Raw genomic sequence first — 20,474 nt, forward strand, 5'->3', positions numbered from 1 at the left:
GAAGCTCCATTGCTGGTGATGATCGATGAGTTCATGATGCGAGTTCGCCGCGGTCTCCGCGAGACCTGTGCCTCATCGAGGAGGGTTGGTGGCGCTCGCCACAGTGATATACAAGCACTGTTATACCAATACGTCAATGACCCTTCGCGAACCGAACTACGCGGTGCCGAGCGCACTCGCAGAACGGGCCAGTTCCTCTATCGCGGCCCAGTCCCCCGCCTGCACCAGTGAGCGCGGCGTGAGCCAGCTACCGCCGACGCACACCACATTCGGCAATGCCAGGTAGTCGACAGCGTTCTGCGGGGTGATCCCGCCGGTGGGGCAGAACGTCAAGTGCGGCAACGGGCCTGCCAGCGCGCCCAGTGCCGCTGCGCCACCGGAGAACTCGGCGGGGAAGAACTTCATCTCGGTCGATCCGGCCTCGGCAACGGTCATCGCCTCGGTCGCAGTCGACACGCCCGACAGAACAGGCACCGGTAGCGTGCGTACCGCGTCGAGCAGACCCTTCGACGATCCGGGTGAGACCAGGAACCTCGAGCCGGCATCCACCGATCTCATGGCATCGTCGCGGTTCAGCACAGTTCCCGCGCCGATGACCACTTCCGGCACGTCCGCAGCGATCGCCGCAATGGCACCGAGCCCGGCCTCGGACCGCAATGTCATCTCGATGATGCCGATGCCGCCCGCATAGAGTGCACGCGCCAGCGGCACTGCATCCTCCACCCGATCGATCACGACGACGGGAATCACCGGACTCACGCGTAATACATCTCGGGCAGTGAGGTTTTCGAGCAATGTTTCGTGTTCGGAGGTCATACCAGCACTCGTTTCCACTCGCTCAGCGAGTTGGTCCGTAGGAAGTCGGTCCACGCAACGACCTGCGTGCCGAACGGTGACGTGGGCCCGAGATCGGACCCGAAGATGGACTCGACAGCGAGAAGGTCCGACGCCGACCCGGCCCGAGCCAACTGCGCCGACAACGGATCGTCCAGTGCACGTCCGGCTCCCGTCTCGGCGAGAACGAAGGCGCACCAGGCTGCGACGGCAAGGGCGAGCATGTCCGTCGAACCACCGGCGTCTGTGGCGTCCCGCACGGTTCCGAGAAGGCGCGGTCCGAGCTTCTGCGATCCGTCCATCGCCACCTGCCGGGTGGTGTGTTTCAGCGCCGGGTTGGCGAATCTCGTGCGTACCTCGTTGCCGTAGCCGACAGCGTCCATTCCGCCGGTCGTCGTCGGTGCCACGTCTCGGAGAACCATGGCCCGGCAGATCTCGTCGAGCTCCGAATCCTGGACCGCCTCCGCGATGGTGTTGTGTCCACGCAGAATTCCGAGGTAGGCCAACACCGAGTGGGTGGCATTGAGGACGCGCAACTTCATGGTCTCCCACGGCTCCACGTCGTCGACGAACTGCACGCCCACTCGTTCCCACGCCGGTCGCGGACCCGCGAAATCGTCCTCGATCACCCACTGCCGAAAGGGTTCGCACACCACCAGGGCGTCGTCGCGCAGTCCCGTTCGTCGTTCGTTGTCCGCCCTGTCCTCATCGGTGGTAGCCGGCACGATTCGATCGACCATGCTGCTGGGGAATGTGACTCGACGCGAGATCCATTCGGCCAGGCCGTCGTTCATGCCGCGTGCCTCGACGAAAGCACTGACGAGTTCGGACAGAATCCGCCCGTTCGACGGTAGGTTGTCGCAACACAACACCGTGAGAGGCGCATCGCCCGCCATGCGTCGAGCCATGCCCGCCACCAACTGTCCGGCAACGGTGCGCGGCGGCCTGCCGGCCAGATCCGCCGCGATCTCCGGATCGTCCAGGCGCAATCGACCCGACGCGGGGTCGAGTCGATAGCCCTTCTCGGTCACCGTCAGCGTGACGATGTGCGTTGCGGGATCGGCGATGGCCTCGACCACCGCGTCGGGGTTCGCGGCTGCGTTCCGTACGTCGAGCATCGAACCGACGACGGTCGCCGTCGTCTCCTCGGTTCCCTTCTGCACCAGGGTGAACAACCCGTCCTGTGGGGCAAGCTGTTCCACCACGGTGTTACTGCGCTGGGTGAAACCGGTGATGCCCCAATTGGTCTCACCGGTCAGCAGCGCCGCCTCGTAGGTGAACGCGGCCTGATGCGCCCGATGGAATGCCCCGACGCCGAGATGCACGATTCCGCTGGCGGTGGGACGAATGACCTCGGCGGTCGCATCGGACAATCGCGTGGCCACCGTCATGTCGTCACTCGTTCTCTGTGACGTCGGATTTCGGACAGCGGTGCGATGAGACCAGTGCCGCCCCGCCCGCCGACGCTCAGCGATGCCGCAGCAGCTGCCATGGCCGCCGCCTCGCGAAGATCGTCGCCGAGAGCGAGACGCGCCGTCAGGGTGCCGGCGAACACATCACCGGCACCGGTCTGATCGATGACCTCGAGCGCGGGGATCACCGGCTGGTGCGACGTCCCCGCAGCGGTGAAGATGCTGGACCCTTCGGACCCTCGCGTGACCACCACGGAACGTGCACCCCAGCCCATCAGGAAAGCTGCAGCAGCCTCCGGTTCGGTTGTGCCCAGGAGCAATTCGATCTCGCTCGGTGCCGATGGCACCATCACCTCGGTACAGGGAGCAACGCTCTGCAGGAATGCGCGGGCCTGGTCGGTCGTGGTCAACCTGGGGCGAAAGTTGGGGTCGTAGACGAATCTGCTCGACCGCTGCGCCGCGTGCAGCATCGTGCGGGCGAGCGTCGGCGACAGTGCCGCAGCGATTCCGCCGCCCAGCACGGCACCCGCCTGCTCGATCACACCCTCGGGCAGGTCCGCCACATCGAGCTGACTGCCCACCGATCCGGCTCGGGCGTAGGAGAACTGGCGATTCCCCTCCGGATCGATGTGCAGGAAGTAGACACCCTGCTGTCCGGGAACTCGCCGAATGTAGGTGTCGTCGATGCCGAGTTCACGAATACGCCGACAGACGGCATCACCGAGTTCGTCGTCGGATACCCGCGCGATCAGCGCTACCGAAGCACCTGCAGCAGCGGCCGCGGCACCTGCGTTGACGACGTCTCCCGACACCCCGAGCGCAGCACCTACTCCGTGCCGGAAGGCCTCGGTGGTCGAAACCTCCACGAGGGGCTCGCCGAGCAGGACGACATCGAATTGCGTTGTGGTCATGTGGCGCTTCACCAATCGTGCATGCTGCCGTCGAGACGGCGATTGACGGGCAGATACTTGGGGTTGTACGGGTACTTCGCGGCGGCCTCTTCGTTCACCTCGACGCCGATGCCCGGCTTGTTTCCCGGGTGCATGAAACCGTCGGTGAAGGTGTAGCTGGTCTGGAACACATCGCCGGTCGGGTCGACGTGACCCATGTACTCCTGCACGCCGAAGTTCGGGATCGACAGATCGACATGCAATGCGGCTGCGAGGGAGACGGGCGAAAGATCGCCCGCACCATGAGATCCGGACCGAACGCCGTACAGATCCGCCAACGAGAAGATTCTGCGCAGATGGGTGATGCCGCCGGCGTGTGAGACCGACGCTCGGATGTAGTCGATCCACCGGTTGGTGATCAGATCCTGGCAGTCCCAGATCGAGTTGAAGATCTCGCCGACGGCAATCGGGGTGGTCGTGTGTTGGCGAATGGTGGCGAAAGCACTCTGATCCTCGGCGGGAGTTGGATCCTCGATCCAGAACATGCGCATCTCTTCGAGGTCGCGACCCAGGCGTCCGGCCTCGATCGGACTCAGACGGTGATGCACGTCGTGCAGGAGATGGAAGTCGAACCCATGACGCTCTCGGACGGCACCGAGCATCTGCGGTGCGAACCGCATGTACGGGGCGGTATCCCACGAATCTTCCTGCGGCGCAGCGCCGGAGGCTGGTTCGTAGAAGCCGTCGACCGGGATTCCATAGGTCTTCTTCAGACCCGGAATGGCCGACTGCGCGCGAATTGCCTTGTAACCCTTGTCGAGATGGGCCTGGACGTCGTCGAGCATCTCTTCGATGCTGCCGCCGCTGGCGTGGCCGTAGACCATGATCCCGTCTCGTGCAGCACCACCGAGTAGCTGGTAGACCGGCATATCGGCGGCCTTGCCCTTGATGTCCCACAGCGCGACGTCGACCGCGGCGATGGCCGTCATCGTCACCGGCCCACGTCGCCAGTAGGCGCCCTTGTACAGGTACTGCCAGATGTCTTCGATCCGATGGGGATCGCGTCCGATCAGAAGTGGCGCAATGTGGTCCTTCAAGTACGACTCGACTGCGAGCTCGCGTCCGTTCAGCGTCGCATCACCCCACCCGACGATGCCCTCGTCGGTGGTGATCTTGAGCGTGACGTAGTTGCGGCCCGGAGCCGTCACGATGACGGTGGCGTCGATGATTTTCATTGCGGTCCTTGCGAAGTGGTGTCGATGACGATCTTGAGCTGGGTGGGGTCGGTGAGCGCGGCCTCGAGCGCTGCGGCAGATTCGGCCAACGGGTACGTCGATGTGACGAGCGTCGCGAGGTCCACTCGAGCCGATCCGGCGAGTGCGATTGCGTCGGCGAATGACGAAGGGCCGTAGCGGAAGCAACCGCGGATGTCGAGCTCCCAGCGTTGCACTGCACCGATCGGGAATTCGGCAGACGCGCGTCCGGGTACGCCGACGAGCGCCAGAATTCCTGCCGGGCCGAGCGAGCGTGCCGCGTCGGCAATGGCTCCGGGATGACCCGAGCAGTCGAAGGCGATGTCGAAAGCGCCTTCCGGCAGGGCGTCTTCGCCGGAACGCAAGGTCGTGGTGGCACCCAGCGCTGCCGCGACCTCGAGACGTGCAGGTGCGACGTCGGTGATGGTCGTCTCCGACGCGCCCAGGGCGATGACCGTCTGCAGAACCAGCAAACCGATGGGCCCGGCACCGGTGATCGCGATGCGCTTGCCCAGCACCGACCCGACCCGTGCGGCAGCCCATGCTGCGACTGCCAGGGGCTCTATCAGCGCAGCGACGTCGTCGCCGATCGAATCCGGGAGTGGGTGCGCGAATTCGGTTGCGAGAACGACGGATTGCCGCAGGAGTCCGTGGTTCGGTGGGGATCCGAAACAGACAACACTGGGGCAGACGTTGTAGTGACCGCTCAGGCTCAGCGGTGAGGTTCCCTCCGGAATCGCGGGTTCGATGGCCACTCGCTGGCCGATCCGGTCCTGGGACACGCCCGCGCCGACCTCGGTGACGACCCCGAATCCCTCGTGGCCCAAGACGGTGGGCTGCGTCAGCGAGTTGGAGCCGTTGCGGCCGTCGGCGTAGTAGTGCAGGTCCGAGCCACACAGGCTCACGCCGTGTACCTCCACCCTGACCTGGCCGTCGCCGACCTGCATACGGTCGATTTTCTCGATCCGCAGGTCACGTGGACCGTGCAGAACGGCTGCCTCGTCGTTGCCGCTGATCTCTGCCATCACTGTAGAGCCTCCGCCGTCGTGCCTTGAATATCAGTACTACCATACTAGTGACGGGCAGCACTTCGTCAAGGCTTCGGCCCTGTGGGTCACTCACGAGGTCACGTTAGTCTTGACCGGTGAGCACACAGAGCAGCAGGAAAGTCACCGCACGGGAGCGGGCGTACCGAGAATTGCGCCTTCGCATCGTGTCGCTGACGCTCCCCCCGGGTAGCCCGCTGTCGGAGAACGACCTTGCCGAGCAGATGTCCGTGAGCCGCACACCCGTTCGCGAAAGCTTGATCCTGTTGGCCGAAGAGGGTCTGGTTCAGGTCTTCCCACAACTCGGCACCTTCGTCTCGCGGGTGGACACCGACCGTGTTGCCGACGCCCAATTCGTCCGGGAGGCAATCGAAACCGCGTCTTTGAAAGATGCAGTCACGTCTCGCTCGGACCAGGACCTCGCTGCATTACGCGCCAATCTGGCAGCGCAGGCCGAGCCTGGAATCGACATGGACCAGTTCTTCGAGTTGGACGAGCAATTCCACCAGCTACTCCTCGCAGCCGGAGGACATTCCGCCGCATGGCGATCCGTCGAATCCGCGAAAGCTCATCTGGATCGGGCCCGACGACTCGGTCTGCGCGACACCCGTCCCATCCCCGACCTCATCGAACAACACACCGCAATAGTCGACGGCCTCGAAGCCCGAGACTTCGAGGCCGCCGCCCAGTCGATGCGCGAGCACCTGCGCGCCGTGTTCGCCGACGTCGAATACATCAAGAGCAAAAGCCCACACCTGTTCTCCAACAGCAACGAACGCCCGACGCGCAAAGTCGTCTCCAGCTGGGAATGAGTGCGGCTGCGCCGCTACGGCGGGTAGCTTGACCACCATGGACGATGAATCGAGCATCGAACCTCAGCACGACCCGCGGGCACAGTGGCGACAACTACCGGAGCCGGTGGAACCCACCCATGAGGGCCAGACCCTCAAGTCCGATACATCCATTTGGGACCACAAACCCAAGAACGACCCGAGCATGGACATCGTTCGCTGACTCGCGCAAGTGCCTTCTTCGGGTCACACCGCCTCGACGGCGTGGCTCAGCCGACACATTTACGCCCCTAGCAGCAATCCACACCCCCCACACGGGGCGTAAATTCCGAACAGGGGCGTAGATTGCAACCCCCACCCACACATCCACGCCCCCACCGACACATCAGCTCCCCACATTCGGAAACCCGACGCCGATCGGAGTCAGAAATCCGAAACCGAGGAGCCGATACGCGGCAACAGGCTCAGCCCAATTGCACTGTCGCAGTGGCGCGGTGGCCGAAGATTCGCTTGCCCTCGAAGGTCGCGCCGATCGAGATGACGGCCGTACGGGACTCCTCGTCCTTCGACTTGATCTTGCCGCCGAAGACGATTTCGGCCGGCTTGTGTGTGTCCACCGGGATCGGGGTGGTGAATCGAACGGTGTAGTCCTTCACCGCGCCTGGATCGCCGAGCCACTCGCTGATGAATCCGCCGCCGACACCCATGGTGAGCATGCCGTGCGCCAGGACGTTCTCGAGATCGATCATCTTGGCGAACTTCTCGTCCCAGTGAATCGGGTTCGCGTCACCGGCGACGCCGGCGTAGTTCACCAGATCTCCGCGAGTCAAACGCACAGTGCGCGAGGGCAACTCGTCGCCGACATTCACCTCGTCGAACTTCCGAGTGGGCTGACCCCGGTACTCCTCGACGATGAGCGGCTCGTGTTCCTGCGGAGTGGACAGGGTGTCGTGCTCACTCGCCTCGGCACTGCTGGTGTCGGTCGTCGCACCGAACATCACGATGTTGCGAGCCGCCTCGGAGATGGCCGGATCGATCTCGCCGGATCGCCCGACGAGCAGCGTGGTGTACGTGGTCTGCACCAGTTCGTTCTTCTGGTTGGACACGACGTTCTTGGTGATCATCATGTCTCGACCCATGACCGTCTTGAACGCGTCGAGGGAGACATCGCAGGTCAACTGGTCACCGGCCAGAATCGGCTTCTGGAACACCAGCACCTGATCGGTCTGCAGAATCTGGCTGAGGTCGTAGCCCTCGGCGATGGACTGCAACAGCTTCTTCTGCGCCAGAGTGCCGACCAACGACATGAACGTCAGCGGGGCCACCAGAGCGCTGTGGCCCAGCGCTGCTGCGGCATCGCCGTCCCAGTGGGCGGGGTGGAAATCCTGAACGGCACGGGCGTACTCGCGAACCTTCTCGCGGCCCACCTCGTAGTAGTCCTCGGTGCGGTAGTGATACCCGACCATGCTGCGCGCGTGCTCCGCCGGATCGAATGCTCCCGCATCGGATGCTGCTGCGCCGGACTCCGCTACCTGCTCTGCCACTGTTGCCCCACCGTCTCGTCCCTACTGTTCATCATTACCCGAGCAACCTACCCAACGACGACGCACGTTGGCCAGGAAGGGGCTCAGGCAGAACGGTGCCGCGGGGCGTCCCGGTACCCCACCATGCCCACCATCGCGGCCGGCTGAGTCAGCACCGACGCACTGCTCGTCGCGCCGCGCGGACGGTGTTGGCGCGACGCGACCGCATCGATCGCCATCAGGGCCGCCCCGTGCGCAGTGAGGGACTCGGGATTGGCAGGCGCGATGACGGGCAACATCAGATCGCGTCGAAACATCCGACGAAGCGACGGCAGGTTGGCGCATCCGCCCACCATCACCAACGCATTCACGGCGCAGGGTGCGTCGACGATGATGCTGGCCACCCAATCTTCCAGTGATCGGATACTGCGCTCGAGAACATCGTCGAACGTGTTGCGCCACAACCGGACCGGTCCGCCGACGAACGGCCCGGTGACCTCGGCCACCCGCAGGCGTGACAGCTGTTCGCGTGCCGTGCGAACGGACACCAGCAACGCCGCGCGGGCCCGCTCCGAGGCCAATTCGTCTGCCCCGTAGACGGACAGAAGGTAACGTGAGATCTGGGCGTCACACCCGATCCCGCCGAACAACGTGGTGCGGACCGAACTGTGCACCGCTCCCGTGGCGGGGTCGGCAATGGACACGGTGGTTCCCGACGCCCCGATGTCGCACACGGCCACGGTGCGCGCACCCTCGAGCATCCCCGTGCCGCGTAGATACCGAAGTTGTGCCCCGAGCTCCGACGCCACCAGCAGACGATCGGCCTCGTACATCGAATATGCCGACGTGCGTCCGCGCGCACCGGGATCGTCCGGGACGGCGAGAACGATGTCCGGTCGATCCACCATCTGATCCCGCGACATCGAATCCAACAGATCGAGCGCGACCTGCAGATGGTCGTCCGGATCGAACGATCGCACGACGTGCGCAGAACGGACCGACTCGTCCGACGCATCCAGGGCTACACCCCTGGCAATGGCTGAACCCACCGAGACACCAAGGACAGATCTCATGTTCCCTCGACTCGCCTAGCTACTCCGACCTGGCGATCGTAGCGCCTCGAACCGTCGAGGAGTCGGTAAATGCCCTGCTCTATTCAACTTTCGGTTTGTTTTGGGATTCGTTACAACAACTCGGGCGACGAATTGGGTCAGGCGACGTGCCCGAACCCGTCCCGACGGTCGGCGAGCAACGAGCCCCACTCCTCCTGCGCCGACGACATCGCGGCACAGCCCACGCCGTTGTCGGAGTCCATTCCTCGTGCCGCAGTGACGATGGACCGAGCCGACTGCACGAGAGGAACATCGAAACGGAAACTGTGCGCTGCCAATTCGGCGAACGCCTCATCCGGACTGCAGCCGCGCAAGGCAATGAGGACACCCACCGCCCTGTCGATGGTCGTGCGCGTCACCGGTTCTACTGCGGATTTGTCGGTCATCGAGAACTCACCGTCTACTGGTCGATCACCCGATGGTAGCCAGGCTCGAGCAGAAGTTCAGGTGTCCGAGTCGAATTCACACACCTGTCACACCACGGACTTTTCGAAGTAGCGAACCCGCTCGCTCACAACGGATTATCGATGAAATCGTCACTCGGCCGGATCGGTGACAGGTGGTTCCTCCGTCCGAGGCGCGGGCTCGGAATCCGTCGGCCCCGAAGGCTCCGCGGGCTCCACGGGCTCGGTCGGCCCCGTCGGCTCCGTGGGCTCCGTGGGCTCCGTCGGCTCCGTGGGTTCGGTCGGACCCGGTTCCGTGGGATCTGGGACGTTCGTATCGGTGGGAGCTGTGGTTTCGTCGTCGGTCGGCGGAGTCTCGGTCTCGGGCGTCGAGATCTCTGTTTTCGTATCCCGACCACCGGGGGCGGAATTGCCGCCACCCGAGTTCTCCCGTCCCGTCGACGACGAGCTCGGTGCGTTCGACGTCGCACTCGGGGCCGCCGCCGGGAACGCGTCGATCCAGATGCCTCCCGACCCGGAGCCGGCGGTCGATACATCCAGAACACCCGCGCCGATCGGTGGAACCGCGGACGGCCCAGCCACAGGAACAACCGGCCCGGCGCTCGACGCCGGCCGACCGGGCACCGATGGGGCGATGCTGGAATCTGCGGTATCGAGTACTGCGTCCTGAGTCGGCGCGGGTGAGGAGAACGCCCACACGGTTGCGCCACTCAGAGCAGCCAGCACGGCCACACCCAATCCGACCATGGTCCATCGAGATCCCCGCGACGCAGCATCGAATTCTTCGGCCCGATCGTCCAAGCCGGGTTGCCCCGCAGCGATCTCGTCACCCGGCGGACGGCCCGTCCTGGACGCGGCACCGACGACGGCGGCGGCCACGTCCAACGGGTACTCGTCGGGCAACCGCGGATCGTCCATCGCCAAGACCTCGACGTCGACGACGCGGTGGTCGGCCAGCGCGGCCCGAACGATCTCGCCGTGCAGAAGGTTGTCGCAGACCACGGCGGCACCGTCGACGATCAGGTCTCGTTGAGCTGCCTGTACACGCATGATTCCGAGAACCGTCGCAACGGCGTCACCGATTCCGCCGGGGGCAGCGGCGATCGACACGGGTCGCGAGGTGACCGGGCCCAGACCCGGCAGATCGGTTTCGACCAAGACGGCCGCGATCTCGTCGGTTCCGACGTGAACGCCCAACGCAACGGACATACCCGTCGACCCCCCAACTCGATTCGGCCTCACAGTACACTTCGAGGGCCTAAACGGGGAAAACGACGGTTTGTGTGCCGGGGTCAGAACTCCAGCTTGCTCGCCTCGTCACGAGCCAGTTCGGCTGCACGGCGCTCACGCTCGAAGAGCAGTCCGAACGTGAACCCGTTCTCGCCGGAGGCGGTTCCCGCTCGAGCCCCGAGGGTGCGCAGAATCTCCGCCGCGATGACGGCATCCTGATGCTCGCCCAGAACTTCTTGAATCTGCTTGTATCTCTTGATATTCGACTTGGACACCTTCTTGTCCACGACGGGTGCCACCAACTCGGCCGCATACCGAGCCCGCTTCGAGGCCTTCCTCGCGCGGTGCAGTTGCTCGTCGTCGGTGCCTCGCACAGCCTTCTCGGTGCGGTCTACGGCCTTCTTACCGGCCTTGCGCGCCAGCTTGATCAGCAACCGCTCGCTCACCTCGCCGTCGATCGGCAATCCCCTCGACCAGGCAGCCACGGTCGTGAGCAACTCTCGATACCGTTCGCCGTCGAGCTCCGCCATCGCAGCTTCGCGGTGGCGGATCTGCTCGGCCAGCAGGTCGTTCTCGATACGCGACGCCACCGGGCCCAGAACCAGTTCCGACGGAAGGTCTCGCAGCGCCGCTGCAAACCGCGCCCGCTGCACCTGCCGATCTCGCACCTCGCCGAGCAGGCTTGCATACCAAGACAATTCGGCTTCGAGTGCGGCCGCGGGCTCGTCCTCGAACACGCTGCCGAAGACGCGAAGCGTACTCCGATAGCGCCTGATGGCCACCCGCGTGGAGTGAATCGGATCCAGTCCGCGGCGCAGATACACGTCGCCGGCCACGATGGCCTGCGCTTGCTCGTCGAGATAATCGACGAGCAGCCGAAGCCCGTCGTGCGCCGGCTCCTCCCGAACCACCGACAGCGCACGATTCAACTTGGACGGATGTGCCGACGGCGTCGCACCCGACGCGCGAAGCACCTTGCTCGCCTTCTTCAGGAACGATTCCGAGCCGGCCGGCCCGAGCTCGACTTCCACCTCACGCCACTGCGGCCCGGTCGCGCCGCCGATCAGGACGACCGACACCGCGTCGTCGGCGAATTCGGCCACGACGGCTCCGGTTGCATCGGTGACGGTACGAATCTTCCGACGCGTCGTCAGGGTGGCGACAGCCGACAACTGCCTGCCCATGACCGCCCCGCGCAGTACGTCGGCCAGCTCGTCGGGCACGACCTGCGGGTCGCCGTGACCGAGTGGAAGCCTGATCTCGGTTCGCGCCTTCTCCGCAGGAACCTTTGCGTGCCAACCGTTGTCGGAGTCTCCGGTGCGTCGCCGAAGGGTGATTCCCCGACGCAGCAGATCGTGACCGGTGGTGTCGAAGTACTCGCTGACCAGTTCGGTGTCGGTCTCCACCGCCGCGCCGTCGGCAGGAACGAGCGAGGTGAGGGAGGGGAACTCGAAGTCTGCATCGACATCGAACTTGTCTTCGCGCTCGGTCTGTGACTCCATACCGACCATCCTGCCTCGAGGACGCTGCCCCGTGGCGGTCGAAACCGTAGATCTATCGCCGCCACGGCGAAACGAACGGCGGTGTCTACGGTCGCCGAGGCGTGGTAATCGTGGGTTTCGTCGGGGTCGAGGCGCGAGTGGTGGTGTGCGGCAACGTTGTTGCGACCGGCACAGTGCTTGTCGGCGCAGTGGTGGTCGGCGCAGTGGTGGTCGTGGGGTGAGTCGGAGCCGTCGTGGTGGTCGGAGCCGTGGTCGTCGTCGGAACTCGAGTGCCCTCACGCGCGGGCCGAAGAACAGTGACGTCAGGAATCGTGCGGGTTGGAGGCGGTGACTCGGCACCGTTCGGCGAGGTGGGTGCAGGAGAGGACGTCGAGACTCCGGATGTCGGAGACGTCGAGGACGACGGGGCCACGTCCGTGGCCGGCACCGAGGGCGGCGTCGACACGGACGGTGAGCCGTCCACCGCCGGCATCACAGCCTGCGATCGGGCGGAGGGCGACGCGTTCTGCGAGGTCGCGATCGACGGTTCGGGGGTGTCGTCGGTGGTCCGGGCCGCTGCCGCGACCACGGTTCCGGCCACGCACACCGCAACGAGCGCGGCAAGTGCGCCCCCGACGCGGCGGGACTTCGCTGCCCTGGCCATTCGCCTCGACGGGCTGCCGCTGTGCCGCGGACGACGGGAGGGCACGGCGGTCACGGCGGTCACGGCAGGGGCCGGTGCAGGCCTGGCTCCCACGGTCCGCGCGATCCCGGCTGCCCCACGGGCGGCCAACAATTCCGGTCGTTCCGGAACGTAGACGGGCACCGACACGGCGTCGAACAGTGTCTGCCGGACGATCTGCATGTTGGCACCGCCGCCGACTGCGACGATTGCCTCCACGTGAACGCCGATCGCGGCGACGGACTCGAGCACGTCGACGGCAGTGCAGACTGCCGCACGAACGGCGTCGCCGATGAGCTCGTCGAGGTCGTGTCGCCACAACGAGGCGCGACCGCCGACGAACGGCCCGACGACAGAAACGCTGCGCAGGATCGACAGCTGGTGTTTGCCGTCTCGGACGTCGTGCACGAGCTGTCGACGAGCTGCCACCGTCAACGCTTCCGCCGCGCCGAACGTCTCGATCAGGTGGTCGCTGAGCACACGGTCGCAGTCGTCGCCACGGAGTTCTTCGGTGCGATGCGAGGCCAGAACGCGACCGGACTCGACGTCGACCACCGACACGCTGGTGCCGGATGCGCCGACGTCGAACAGCGCGACGCAACGCTCACCGGCGAGCACTCCGGTTTCTCGTAACGCGCCCAGCTGCGCACCCAGTTCGGATACGAGCACGATGCCGTCGGAGAAGTCCTCTCGAAAGGCCGTGTCGGGATCGCTCTCGCGGAGGGCGAGCACCGGGTAGTAGCGAGCGGACGCGTATTCGTCTGCCGTGCTGTGCACCGATGCGACGACGGCATCCCAGGGATCCGGGGCGAGACCGTTGGGCGCGGGCCCGGTGGCAACCGGTTCGAGGACGTGGAGCACCGTGTCGACACCCGAGCTGTCGCTGATCACACTGCGGACGCCACTCGACCCCAAGGAAGCGCCGAGCACGGACGGATCGGGTACCGCGGACACGAGAAACCTCATTCTGGTAGGCCCCAACCCACGTTCGAGCACCAGAATACCGCCACAACCGGGAACTCACCAGGTTTCGTCCAACAAAACAGACCGAATGTTGGTCTATGTCACGTCCGACTGGATGAAGTTCAGATACGCCTTCGACGGAGTGGGACCACGCTGCCCCTGATACTTGGAGCCCACCGCGGCGCTGCCGTACGGATTCTCCGAGGGTGACGACAGCCGGAACAGGCACAGCTGCCCGATCTTCATTCCCGGCCACAGCGTGATCGGCAGGTTGGCGACGTTGGACAGCTCCAACGTGATGTGACCGCTGAATCCCGGGTCGATGAATCCTGCCGTCGAGTGGGTGAGCAGTCCCAGCCGGCCCAGAGAGCTCTTCCCCTCGAGTCGACCCGCCAGATAATCCGGCAACGTCGTCAGTTCGAGAGTGGAACCGAGGACGAATTCCCCCGGATGAAGAACGAACGGCTCACCCGCTCGTGGCTCCACCAACGTCGTCAGCTCGTCCTGCTGCTGGGACGGATCGATGTGGGTGTACCGGGTGTTGTTGAACACCCGGAACAGCTTGTCGAGTCGCACATCGACGCTCGACGGCTGCACCATCGACGGATCGAAGGGATCGATCGCCAGGTTGCCCAGGGTCACTTCGGCACGAATGTCACGGTCGGAGAGCAGCACCACTGCAGGCTACTGGTCCTCACGGGCCTTACGCGAAGCACCCGAGTGACCACTTCCACAGGTACGTGCGGACCGAACAGTCGGACAATCGATCGGTCACACCTCTCACATTCGGTGACACTCCCTCAGGAAGAGCCCCTATGTACATTCGACCCAAGCGCATTCGAATCGACGTTCCTTCGTACTTCGATCATCCCTCCCAGTGCCACATTCTGGCCACGACTCCCACCCGAAGTCCCGCTTTGTGGACGCAATTTCTCGACGGTGCCGAAGAAAGCTACCGACGCCACGACGTGACACCAGCGCTCGAGATATCGGCAATTCGCGACGGCGGGACCACCGCATTGTTCTTCGCCGCTCTCGACCGAACCGGAACGATCCTCGGCGGCGTTCGCGTTCAAGGGCCGTATTCTTCGGCCGATCAATCACACGCACTCGTCGAATTCGCCGCGCATCCCGAGGGCCGTCATCGCGTTCGCGCGATGCTCGACAGCCGCATCGAGGACGGGGTCGTCGAGATCAAGTCGGCGTGGGTTGCCCCGGGAGCACCCCGCGGCCGCGCCGTCACCACCATGATCGCGCAGTCACCGGCGTACAGCACAGCACTGCTGGGCGCTCGTTACGCGCTGGCCACTGCCGCCTCCCACGTCCGCGCCGCGTGGCTGCGCACCGGAGCAGCGATCGCAACGCACATCGAACCGGTGCCCTACCCCGACGACCGATACCGGACCGAGGTGTTCTGGTGGGACCGAACGACTCTCGCGTTCGATGCCGAACTCGAAACGTGGCGGCGCATGAAACGCAACACGGTCTCGCTGCTCGCACAGCACGGCACGTCGAAGAACCTGCACTCGGCGGTGGCGTCGTGACGATTCCCATCACTGCCGAATACAGCTGGCAGCCTGTGATATTCGACGAGACGGTCGCCACACAGCGGGCCGCCCTGGACGAGCTGCGGGGTGACACCTCGATCACCGTTCGCGACGAACGCGCCACCCAGCGAGCCGGACTGCATGCATTGTTGCCGAGCCCTGAGCAGAGCCTTCTCGACGAAAGCGACAGGTGGGTCTATTTCCCGTGGCGCAATACCGTCGTCGCCGTTCTCGGTCCGAATTCGTATCGGCACCTCCGACTGGACCGAAACAGAAACAAGATAACTCTCGAGGAACAGCAGAAATTGGGAGATCTCACGATCGGCGTCATCGGTTTGAGCGTCGGACACGCCATTGCGCACACTCTCGCACTCGAGGGAATCTGCGGAACTCTTCGCCTCGCGGATTTCGACGAGATAGAACTGTCGAACCTCAACAGGATTCCGGCGTCGATCATCGATCTGGGTGTCAACAAAGCGATCGTCGCCGCCCGGCGAATCGCCGAAATAGATCCCTACCTGACGGTGGAGGTCTTCCGGAACGGGATCGACGAGACCACGATCGACGAGTTCTTCGACGGACTCGACCTGCTCGTCGAGGAATGCGACTCCCTCGACATCAAGGTCCGGGCACGAGAGGCGGCCAGGTCGCGTCGAATCCCCGTACTGATGGAGACCTCCGATCGAGGTCTGCTGGACGTCGAGCGATTCGACCTCGAACCACAGCGCCCGGTGTTTCACGGCGTACTCGGCGACATCGAGTCCGCCGGTCTGCACGGACTCGGAACCCGCGACAAGATTCCCATCGTGCTCGATCAGCTCGACGCCTCCCTGCTCTCGGCTCGGATGGCGGCCTCGATGGTGGAGGTGGGCGAAACGATCGAGACGTGGCCCCAGCTGGGCGGCGACGTCCAACTCGGGGGTGCCACCATCGCCGCGGCGGTCCGACGATTCGGGACCGGAGCGCACCTACCGTCCGGACGTATCCGCATCGATCTCGAGGTGCACCTCGACGGGCTGAACACGCCGGCCCCCACCCGCAGACAGATCTCGGGTGATGCGGCCGGTCCGCAGAGTGTGGATTCCCATGACTCGATACTCGAAGCGGCACGACGAGCGCCTTCCGGCGGAAACAGTCAGCCGTGGACCTTCTCCTCGAACGGGCCGACCTTCCGGGTCGACGTCGACCGATCACGAACGTCCACCCTCGATATCGCGTACCGCGGCAGCTTCGTCGCTGTGGGCGCAGCCGGATTCAACGCGCGGGTGGCCGCCGCCGCCCAGGGCATGCTCGCCGGCATCGAGATCACCGACGAGGCGGTCGAGCTCTCGTTGCGCGACGGTACCGCCGGACCGATCACCGATCGACGCCTCCTCGACGCCGTGCTCACCCGATCCACGGACCGCGAGCTCGGGTCACCGTCGACGCTGGACGATGCGGTGGTCGCCGATCTCGTTGCGGCCGCAGCCGCCGAAGGCGGACGTGCCGTGCTGTTGACGACGCGCGAGTCCATCACCGCGGCAGCAGACATTCTCGCGGCCGCCGATCGGATTCGGTATCTCACGCCGCATCTGCACCGAGAGATGTTCTCCGAACTGCGCTGGGCAGGCGATCCGGACCCGGATCGGGGCATCGACGTCGCCAGCCTCGGCATCGACGCCGCAGACCTGTCCACGCTGGACATCATCGGGCGGCCCGACGTCATGGCGCTCGTGGCTGCCTGGAACGCAGGCGCTGCTCTGGCCACCGACATGCGCGATCGGGTATCGGCGAGCTCCGCGCTCGCAGTGATCGTGGTGCCCGGATCGACTCCGGCGCATTACATCCGGGGTGGATTTGCAACGGAGAACGTTTGGGTGACTTCACATCTGCACGCACTGGCAGTTCAACCCGTCTCACCACCGTTCCTCTACGCGCGCACGATGGACGAGCACCGAGAATTGTCTCCGACCCACGCAGAGACGTTGCAGCAGTTGAACTTCGAGCTGCGGACGTTGGCGGATCTGGACGAGGCCGAGTCGATCGCTCTGGTGTTGCGGCTCGGCACTGCGCCACGAGGCGCGATATACAGTCGCAGAGTCGCGGTTTCGGCGTCCTTACCGGGGTAGAGTCCGGCATAGACCAGGGGGAACAGTCCTGCACTGCGTCTACAGGAGCGGTTCACGAGACCGCGTCGACGAGAGGCGGGAGTAGGGCCCTGGAGAACAGTCGGACACTCGAGGTCCTCGTCACCGGCGTCGCCACCGAACTCATGGGCGTCGACGCGGCGACGGTGCGAGAAGCATACCTGTCGGTACTGCGTCAGCTCGTGGACTACCTCGGCATCGATTTCAGCTTTCTCCGGCACCACGATTTCGATGCCCGGGCAACCAGACTCACCGCGGAATGGCCACCGCGCCTGAGCGTGCCCGATCCCGACCCCCTGGCCGTCGTCTACTTCGACGAGGCCGACTCGGTCTTCGCGATGGCCGAAACACTGTCCGAACCGGCAGTGTTTCGGCCCGACCCGGAGCAGGAGGACTATCGCCGACGCGTCGAGACCGCCTCGGGATTGAGCGCCACCTCGATGGCCGTCGTGCCGCTGCTGCACTCCGAACGCACCACCGGGATTCTGGGCTTCATCAAAGTGGGAGACCGAAGTTGGTCCCAGGCAGAACTGAACGCCCTCAAAGCAATTGCTGCTCTGCTGTCGCAGTTGCAGGCGCGAGTCAGTGCCGAGGAACAGATCAGGTTCTCGGCCTTGCACGACGGTCTCACCTCACTCCCGAACCGCACCGCACTCACGCAGCACCTCCGTGACCGACTCGATCCGTCGATGCCCGGTCCGGTGGCGGTGTTGCACATCGACCTGGACCGCACCAAGGCGCTGAACGACTTTCTCGGACACCTCGCCGGCGACCAGTATCTCCAGGCTGTCGCCGAACGCCTGCAGGCGTTCGTCGACGAATCGGCGAGTCTCGCGGCCCGCCTGAGCGGCGACGAGTTCGTCGTGGTCCTGGCGGGCCCGTGCTCGCACCGCGTCGCCACCGACCGTGCCCGCACGATCGCCGAGTCGATACAGGCACCGGTCACTCTCGGTGTCGAGAGAATCGGTCGCAGCGCCAGCATCGGAATCGCCTTCGGCGAGCCCGGCACCCACACCGCCGACTCTCTGCTCCGGCAAGCAGGGCAAGCCGCTCTGGTGGCCAAGCGTGCTGGTGGACATCACATCTCGCTGTTCACCGACGAGATGCACGCGCAATCCGAACTCCGCAACGACGTCGAGATCCATCTGCGTGACGCCATTGCAGGCGACTCGCTGACGTTGCACTTCCAACCCGAGGTCGACCTCGTCACCGGGCGCATCACTGCGGTGGAGGCACTGGTTCGGTGGCGTCACCCCACCCGCGGGCTGCTACCACCGTCGGCCTTCATTCCAGTGGCGGAGGAGACGAACCTCGCCGGCGAGCTCGGTCGGTGGGTTCTCGACCACGCGTGCCGGACCTTGGCGGCGTGGCAACGGGACATCCCCGGCCTCGACATCGTGATGCGCGTGAACATCTCGCCCGTACAGCTGGTCACCACCGGCTTTGCGGCCACCGTGGCGAGCGCCCTCGACGAATTCTCGATCGCGGGCTGCAACCTGTGCCTGGAGATCACCGAAGTGGCCGTCGTACAGGATCTTTCGCGTACTCGAGTGACTCTCCGAGAACTGCGGGACCTCGGCGTGCAGGTGGCGATCGACGACTTCGGTACCGGATACAGCTCACTGTCACACCTCAAGGAACTGCCCGTCGACGCGCTCAAGATCGACCGCGCGTTCGTCACCGACCTCGGATCGGGAGCGACCGACGACCTCGCGATCGTCCAGTCGATCATCGGGCTCGCGCACGCGTTCGGCCTGAGCATCATCGCCGAGGGCGTCGAAACCGAGAGTGCCAGGAGCACATTGGTGGCCTTGGGCTGCACCCGCGCTCAGGGCTACCTCTTCTCCGAACCGGTGCCGGCCGAGGACGCCCAGGCCCTGCTGCACGGTGTACGCATCGACGTCGGGCCACCCTGCTAATCTGGACGCCGCACCACACGCCGGTGTAGTTCATTGGTAGAACGCGACCTTCCCAAGGTTGAGAGGCGGGTTCGATTCCCGTCACCGGCTCCACGTTTTCCTTGTCGGCGGTAAACCCGTCTTTCGATCGATCCCCTGCGTCTGCACCCTCGCCGTCACCGGTAGCTCGGTCGGCAATCGGCATGCGACACAAAAATCGCTACAGAACTATTGTTGTGACTTTTATGCGTTCATGTCCGAATTCGTAGGGACATTTCACAACTGCAGGAATACCGTGTGATCATGCGCGGACCACGCCGAAGTCTGATTCTTCTCGTCGTCGCACTCACCGCTGCACTGTCGGCCTTGTCGACCCAAGCGGCACCACTCGCACATGCCGGCCCGCTCATGCCCATCGCAGCTGCACCGCCGCAACCCGACCACGCCGATGCCATTCGGTACGCGTCGACCAACCGCGACGCCGCCCCGCCCGGGGCCAACGACATGAGCTGCGTGCCCTCTGCCGAGCACCCCAATCCTGTCGTTCTCGTCCACGGCACCGACGCCACCGCCTACTCCGATTGGGCCGGCTTCTCCCCCATCCTGCAGGCCGCGGGCTTCTGCGTCTTCGCGATCAACTACGGCGCGTCGCCGGACGGTAAGTCCAACGGCTACGGCGTCATCGAAGACAGTGCAGCACAACTGAAATCGATGACGGCAACCATCCTCGACGCGACCGGCGCCGCGGCGGTGGACGTGGTGGGCTACTCGCAGGGTGCTGCCGTCGCCCGATACTTCGTCAACAGGCTCGGAGGGGCCGATGTCGTCGACCGATGGGTGGGAATCGCGTCACCGACCTACGGCGGCACCATGTACGGAGTCGCCCCCGTCGTCCAGGCCGTGCCCGGCGCGACCGGTCTGGTAGCCGACGAATTCGGCCCTGGCCTCGCCCAGTTGATGGCCGGATCGGACTTTCTCGAAAACCTCAACGCCGGCGGCGACACCGTCCCCGGCGTCGACTACACCTCGATCGCCACCAAGGTCGACGAGGTCATTCAGCCGTATACCAATGCGCTGCTGCGAGATCCGGGAGCGCACAACATCGTGATCCAGGACGTGTGCCCCGACACCGAGGTCGCCCACTTCACGTTCACCTACGACCCGACCGCGCTGCGTCTGGCGCTCAACGCACTCGACCCCGCGAATGCACGTCAGCCGTCCTGCGTTCCGGTACCGCTGGGAACGGGAATCCTCGACGTCGTGCTGGCCAGCCACTGACCCG

At 64.9% G+C, this 20,474-nt stretch carries 18 protein-coding genes and 1 tRNA gene; 7 read left to right on the plus strand and 12 right to left on the minus strand.

Annotated elements, in window-relative coordinates; translation table 11 throughout:
- Positions 1-156: 156 nt before the first annotated feature.
- The 5 genes from eda to AB0O58_RS03355 are packed head-to-tail and all read right to left on the minus strand — an operon-like array spanning position 157 to position 5,414.
- Positions 157-816, minus strand: coding sequence for a bifunctional 4-hydroxy-2-oxoglutarate aldolase/2-dehydro-3-deoxy-phosphogluconate aldolase (eda, locus tag AB0O58_RS03335; protein ID WP_032400452.1), 660 nt, complete (start codon positions 814-816; stop codon positions 157-159).
- Positions 813-2,225, minus strand: coding sequence for a mannitol dehydrogenase family protein (locus AB0O58_RS03340; protein WP_366237891.1), 1,413 nt, complete (start codon positions 2,223-2,225; stop codon positions 813-815). Before AB0O58_RS03340 ends, eda begins: the two co-directional genes overlap by 4 nt.
- The gene (locus tag AB0O58_RS03345; protein ID WP_366237892.1) at positions 2,222-3,157 is read right to left on the minus strand and encodes a sugar kinase; all 936 of its coding nucleotides are present in this window, start codon (positions 3,155-3,157) and stop codon (positions 2,222-2,224) included. Before AB0O58_RS03345 ends, AB0O58_RS03340 begins: the two co-directional genes overlap by 4 nt.
- An 8-nt stretch (positions 3,158-3,165) precedes the next feature.
- The gene (manD, locus tag AB0O58_RS03350; RefSeq protein ID WP_032374833.1) at positions 3,166-4,371 is read right to left on the minus strand and encodes a D-mannonate dehydratase ManD; all 1,206 of its coding nucleotides are present in this window, start codon (positions 4,369-4,371) and stop codon (positions 3,166-3,168) included.
- Positions 4,368-5,414, minus strand: coding sequence for an alcohol dehydrogenase catalytic domain-containing protein (locus AB0O58_RS03355; protein ID WP_366237893.1), 1,047 nt, complete (start codon positions 5,412-5,414; stop codon positions 4,368-4,370). The genes manD and AB0O58_RS03355 overlap by 4 nt, the downstream gene beginning before the upstream one ends.
- Before the next feature lie 119 nt (positions 5,415-5,533).
- On the opposite strand from AB0O58_RS03355, the gene AB0O58_RS03360 reads away from it, so the two are divergent.
- Positions 5,534-6,247, plus strand: a complete 714-nt coding sequence (locus tag AB0O58_RS03360) for a GntR family transcriptional regulator (RefSeq protein WP_027495418.1) — start codon at positions 5,534-5,536, stop codon at positions 6,245-6,247.
- Between the two features lie 37 nt (positions 6,248-6,284).
- Positions 6,285-6,449 (plus strand): hypothetical protein, encoded by a 165-nt coding sequence (locus tag AB0O58_RS03365; RefSeq protein WP_288124311.1) that lies wholly within the window; start codon positions 6,285-6,287, stop codon positions 6,447-6,449.
- A gap of 241 nt (positions 6,450-6,690) precedes the next feature.
- On the opposite strand, the gene AB0O58_RS03370 is transcribed toward AB0O58_RS03365, so the two are convergent.
- The 7 genes from AB0O58_RS03370 to dcd all read right to left on the minus strand — a co-directional run bounded on the left by AB0O58_RS03370 (position 6,691) and on the right by dcd (position 14,296).
- Complete coding sequence (locus AB0O58_RS03370; protein ID WP_032374830.1) at positions 6,691-7,770, minus strand: fused (3R)-hydroxyacyl-ACP dehydratase subunits HadA/HadB; 1,080 nt, start codon at positions 7,768-7,770, stop codon at positions 6,691-6,693.
- Positions 7,771-7,853: 83 nt separating this feature from the next.
- Entirely contained in the window at positions 7,854-8,798 is a 945-nt protein-coding gene (locus AB0O58_RS03375; protein ID WP_366237894.1) for an Hsp70 family protein, read from the minus strand.
- A gap of 161 nt (positions 8,799-8,959) precedes the next feature.
- The gene (locus tag AB0O58_RS03380) at positions 8,960-9,247 is read right to left on the minus strand and encodes an ANTAR domain-containing protein (RefSeq protein ID WP_366237895.1); all 288 of its coding nucleotides are present in this window, start codon (positions 9,245-9,247) and stop codon (positions 8,960-8,962) included.
- Between the two features lie 150 nt (positions 9,248-9,397).
- Positions 9,398-10,474, minus strand: a complete 1,077-nt coding sequence (locus AB0O58_RS03385; protein WP_366237896.1) for a hypothetical protein — start codon at positions 10,472-10,474, stop codon at positions 9,398-9,400.
- A gap of 83 nt (positions 10,475-10,557) precedes the next feature.
- Complete coding sequence (locus AB0O58_RS03390; RefSeq protein ID WP_366237897.1) at positions 10,558-11,997, minus strand: CYTH and CHAD domain-containing protein; 1,440 nt, start codon at positions 11,995-11,997, stop codon at positions 10,558-10,560.
- Positions 11,998-12,082: 85 nt separating this feature from the next.
- The gene (locus AB0O58_RS03395; protein WP_196251017.1) at positions 12,083-13,612 is read right to left on the minus strand and encodes an Hsp70 family protein; all 1,530 of its coding nucleotides are present in this window, start codon (positions 13,610-13,612) and stop codon (positions 12,083-12,085) included.
- A gap of 105 nt (positions 13,613-13,717) precedes the next feature.
- Complete coding sequence (dcd, locus tag AB0O58_RS03400) at positions 13,718-14,296, minus strand: dCTP deaminase (RefSeq protein ID WP_027495411.1); 579 nt, start codon at positions 14,294-14,296, stop codon at positions 13,718-13,720.
- Between the two features lie 140 nt (positions 14,297-14,436).
- On the opposite strand from dcd, the gene AB0O58_RS03405 reads away from it, so the two are divergent.
- From AB0O58_RS03405 to AB0O58_RS03425, 5 genes are all read left to right on the plus strand, one after another.
- Complete coding sequence (locus AB0O58_RS03405) at positions 14,437-15,165, plus strand: hypothetical protein (RefSeq protein ID WP_051364987.1); 729 nt, start codon at positions 14,437-14,439, stop codon at positions 15,163-15,165.
- Positions 15,162-17,276: an Rv1355c family protein gene (locus AB0O58_RS03410; protein ID WP_196251018.1), complete on the plus strand. Its 2,115-nt coding sequence runs from the start codon at positions 15,162-15,164 to the stop codon at positions 17,274-17,276. Before AB0O58_RS03405 ends, AB0O58_RS03410 begins: the two co-directional genes overlap by 4 nt.
- A gap of 143 nt (positions 17,277-17,419) precedes the next feature.
- On the plus strand, positions 17,420-19,213 hold the full coding sequence (locus AB0O58_RS03415) for an EAL domain-containing protein (RefSeq protein WP_052061526.1): 1,794 nt from the start codon (positions 17,420-17,422) through the stop codon (positions 19,211-19,213).
- A gap of 19 nt (positions 19,214-19,232) precedes the next feature.
- Positions 19,233-19,306: transfer RNA gene (locus tag AB0O58_RS03420), tRNA-Gly, on the plus strand.
- 189 nt (positions 19,307-19,495) lie between these two features.
- A complete protein-coding gene (locus AB0O58_RS03425) occupies positions 19,496-20,470 on the plus strand; it encodes an alpha/beta fold hydrolase (protein ID WP_032387743.1) in 975 nt (324 codons plus the stop codon).
- Positions 20,471-20,474: the final 4 nt, after the last annotated feature.

The organism is Rhodococcus sp. NPDC080181, assembly GCF_040702225.1.
Classification (GTDB): domain Bacteria; phylum Actinomycetota; class Actinomycetes; order Mycobacteriales; family Mycobacteriaceae; genus Rhodococcoides; species Rhodococcoides fascians.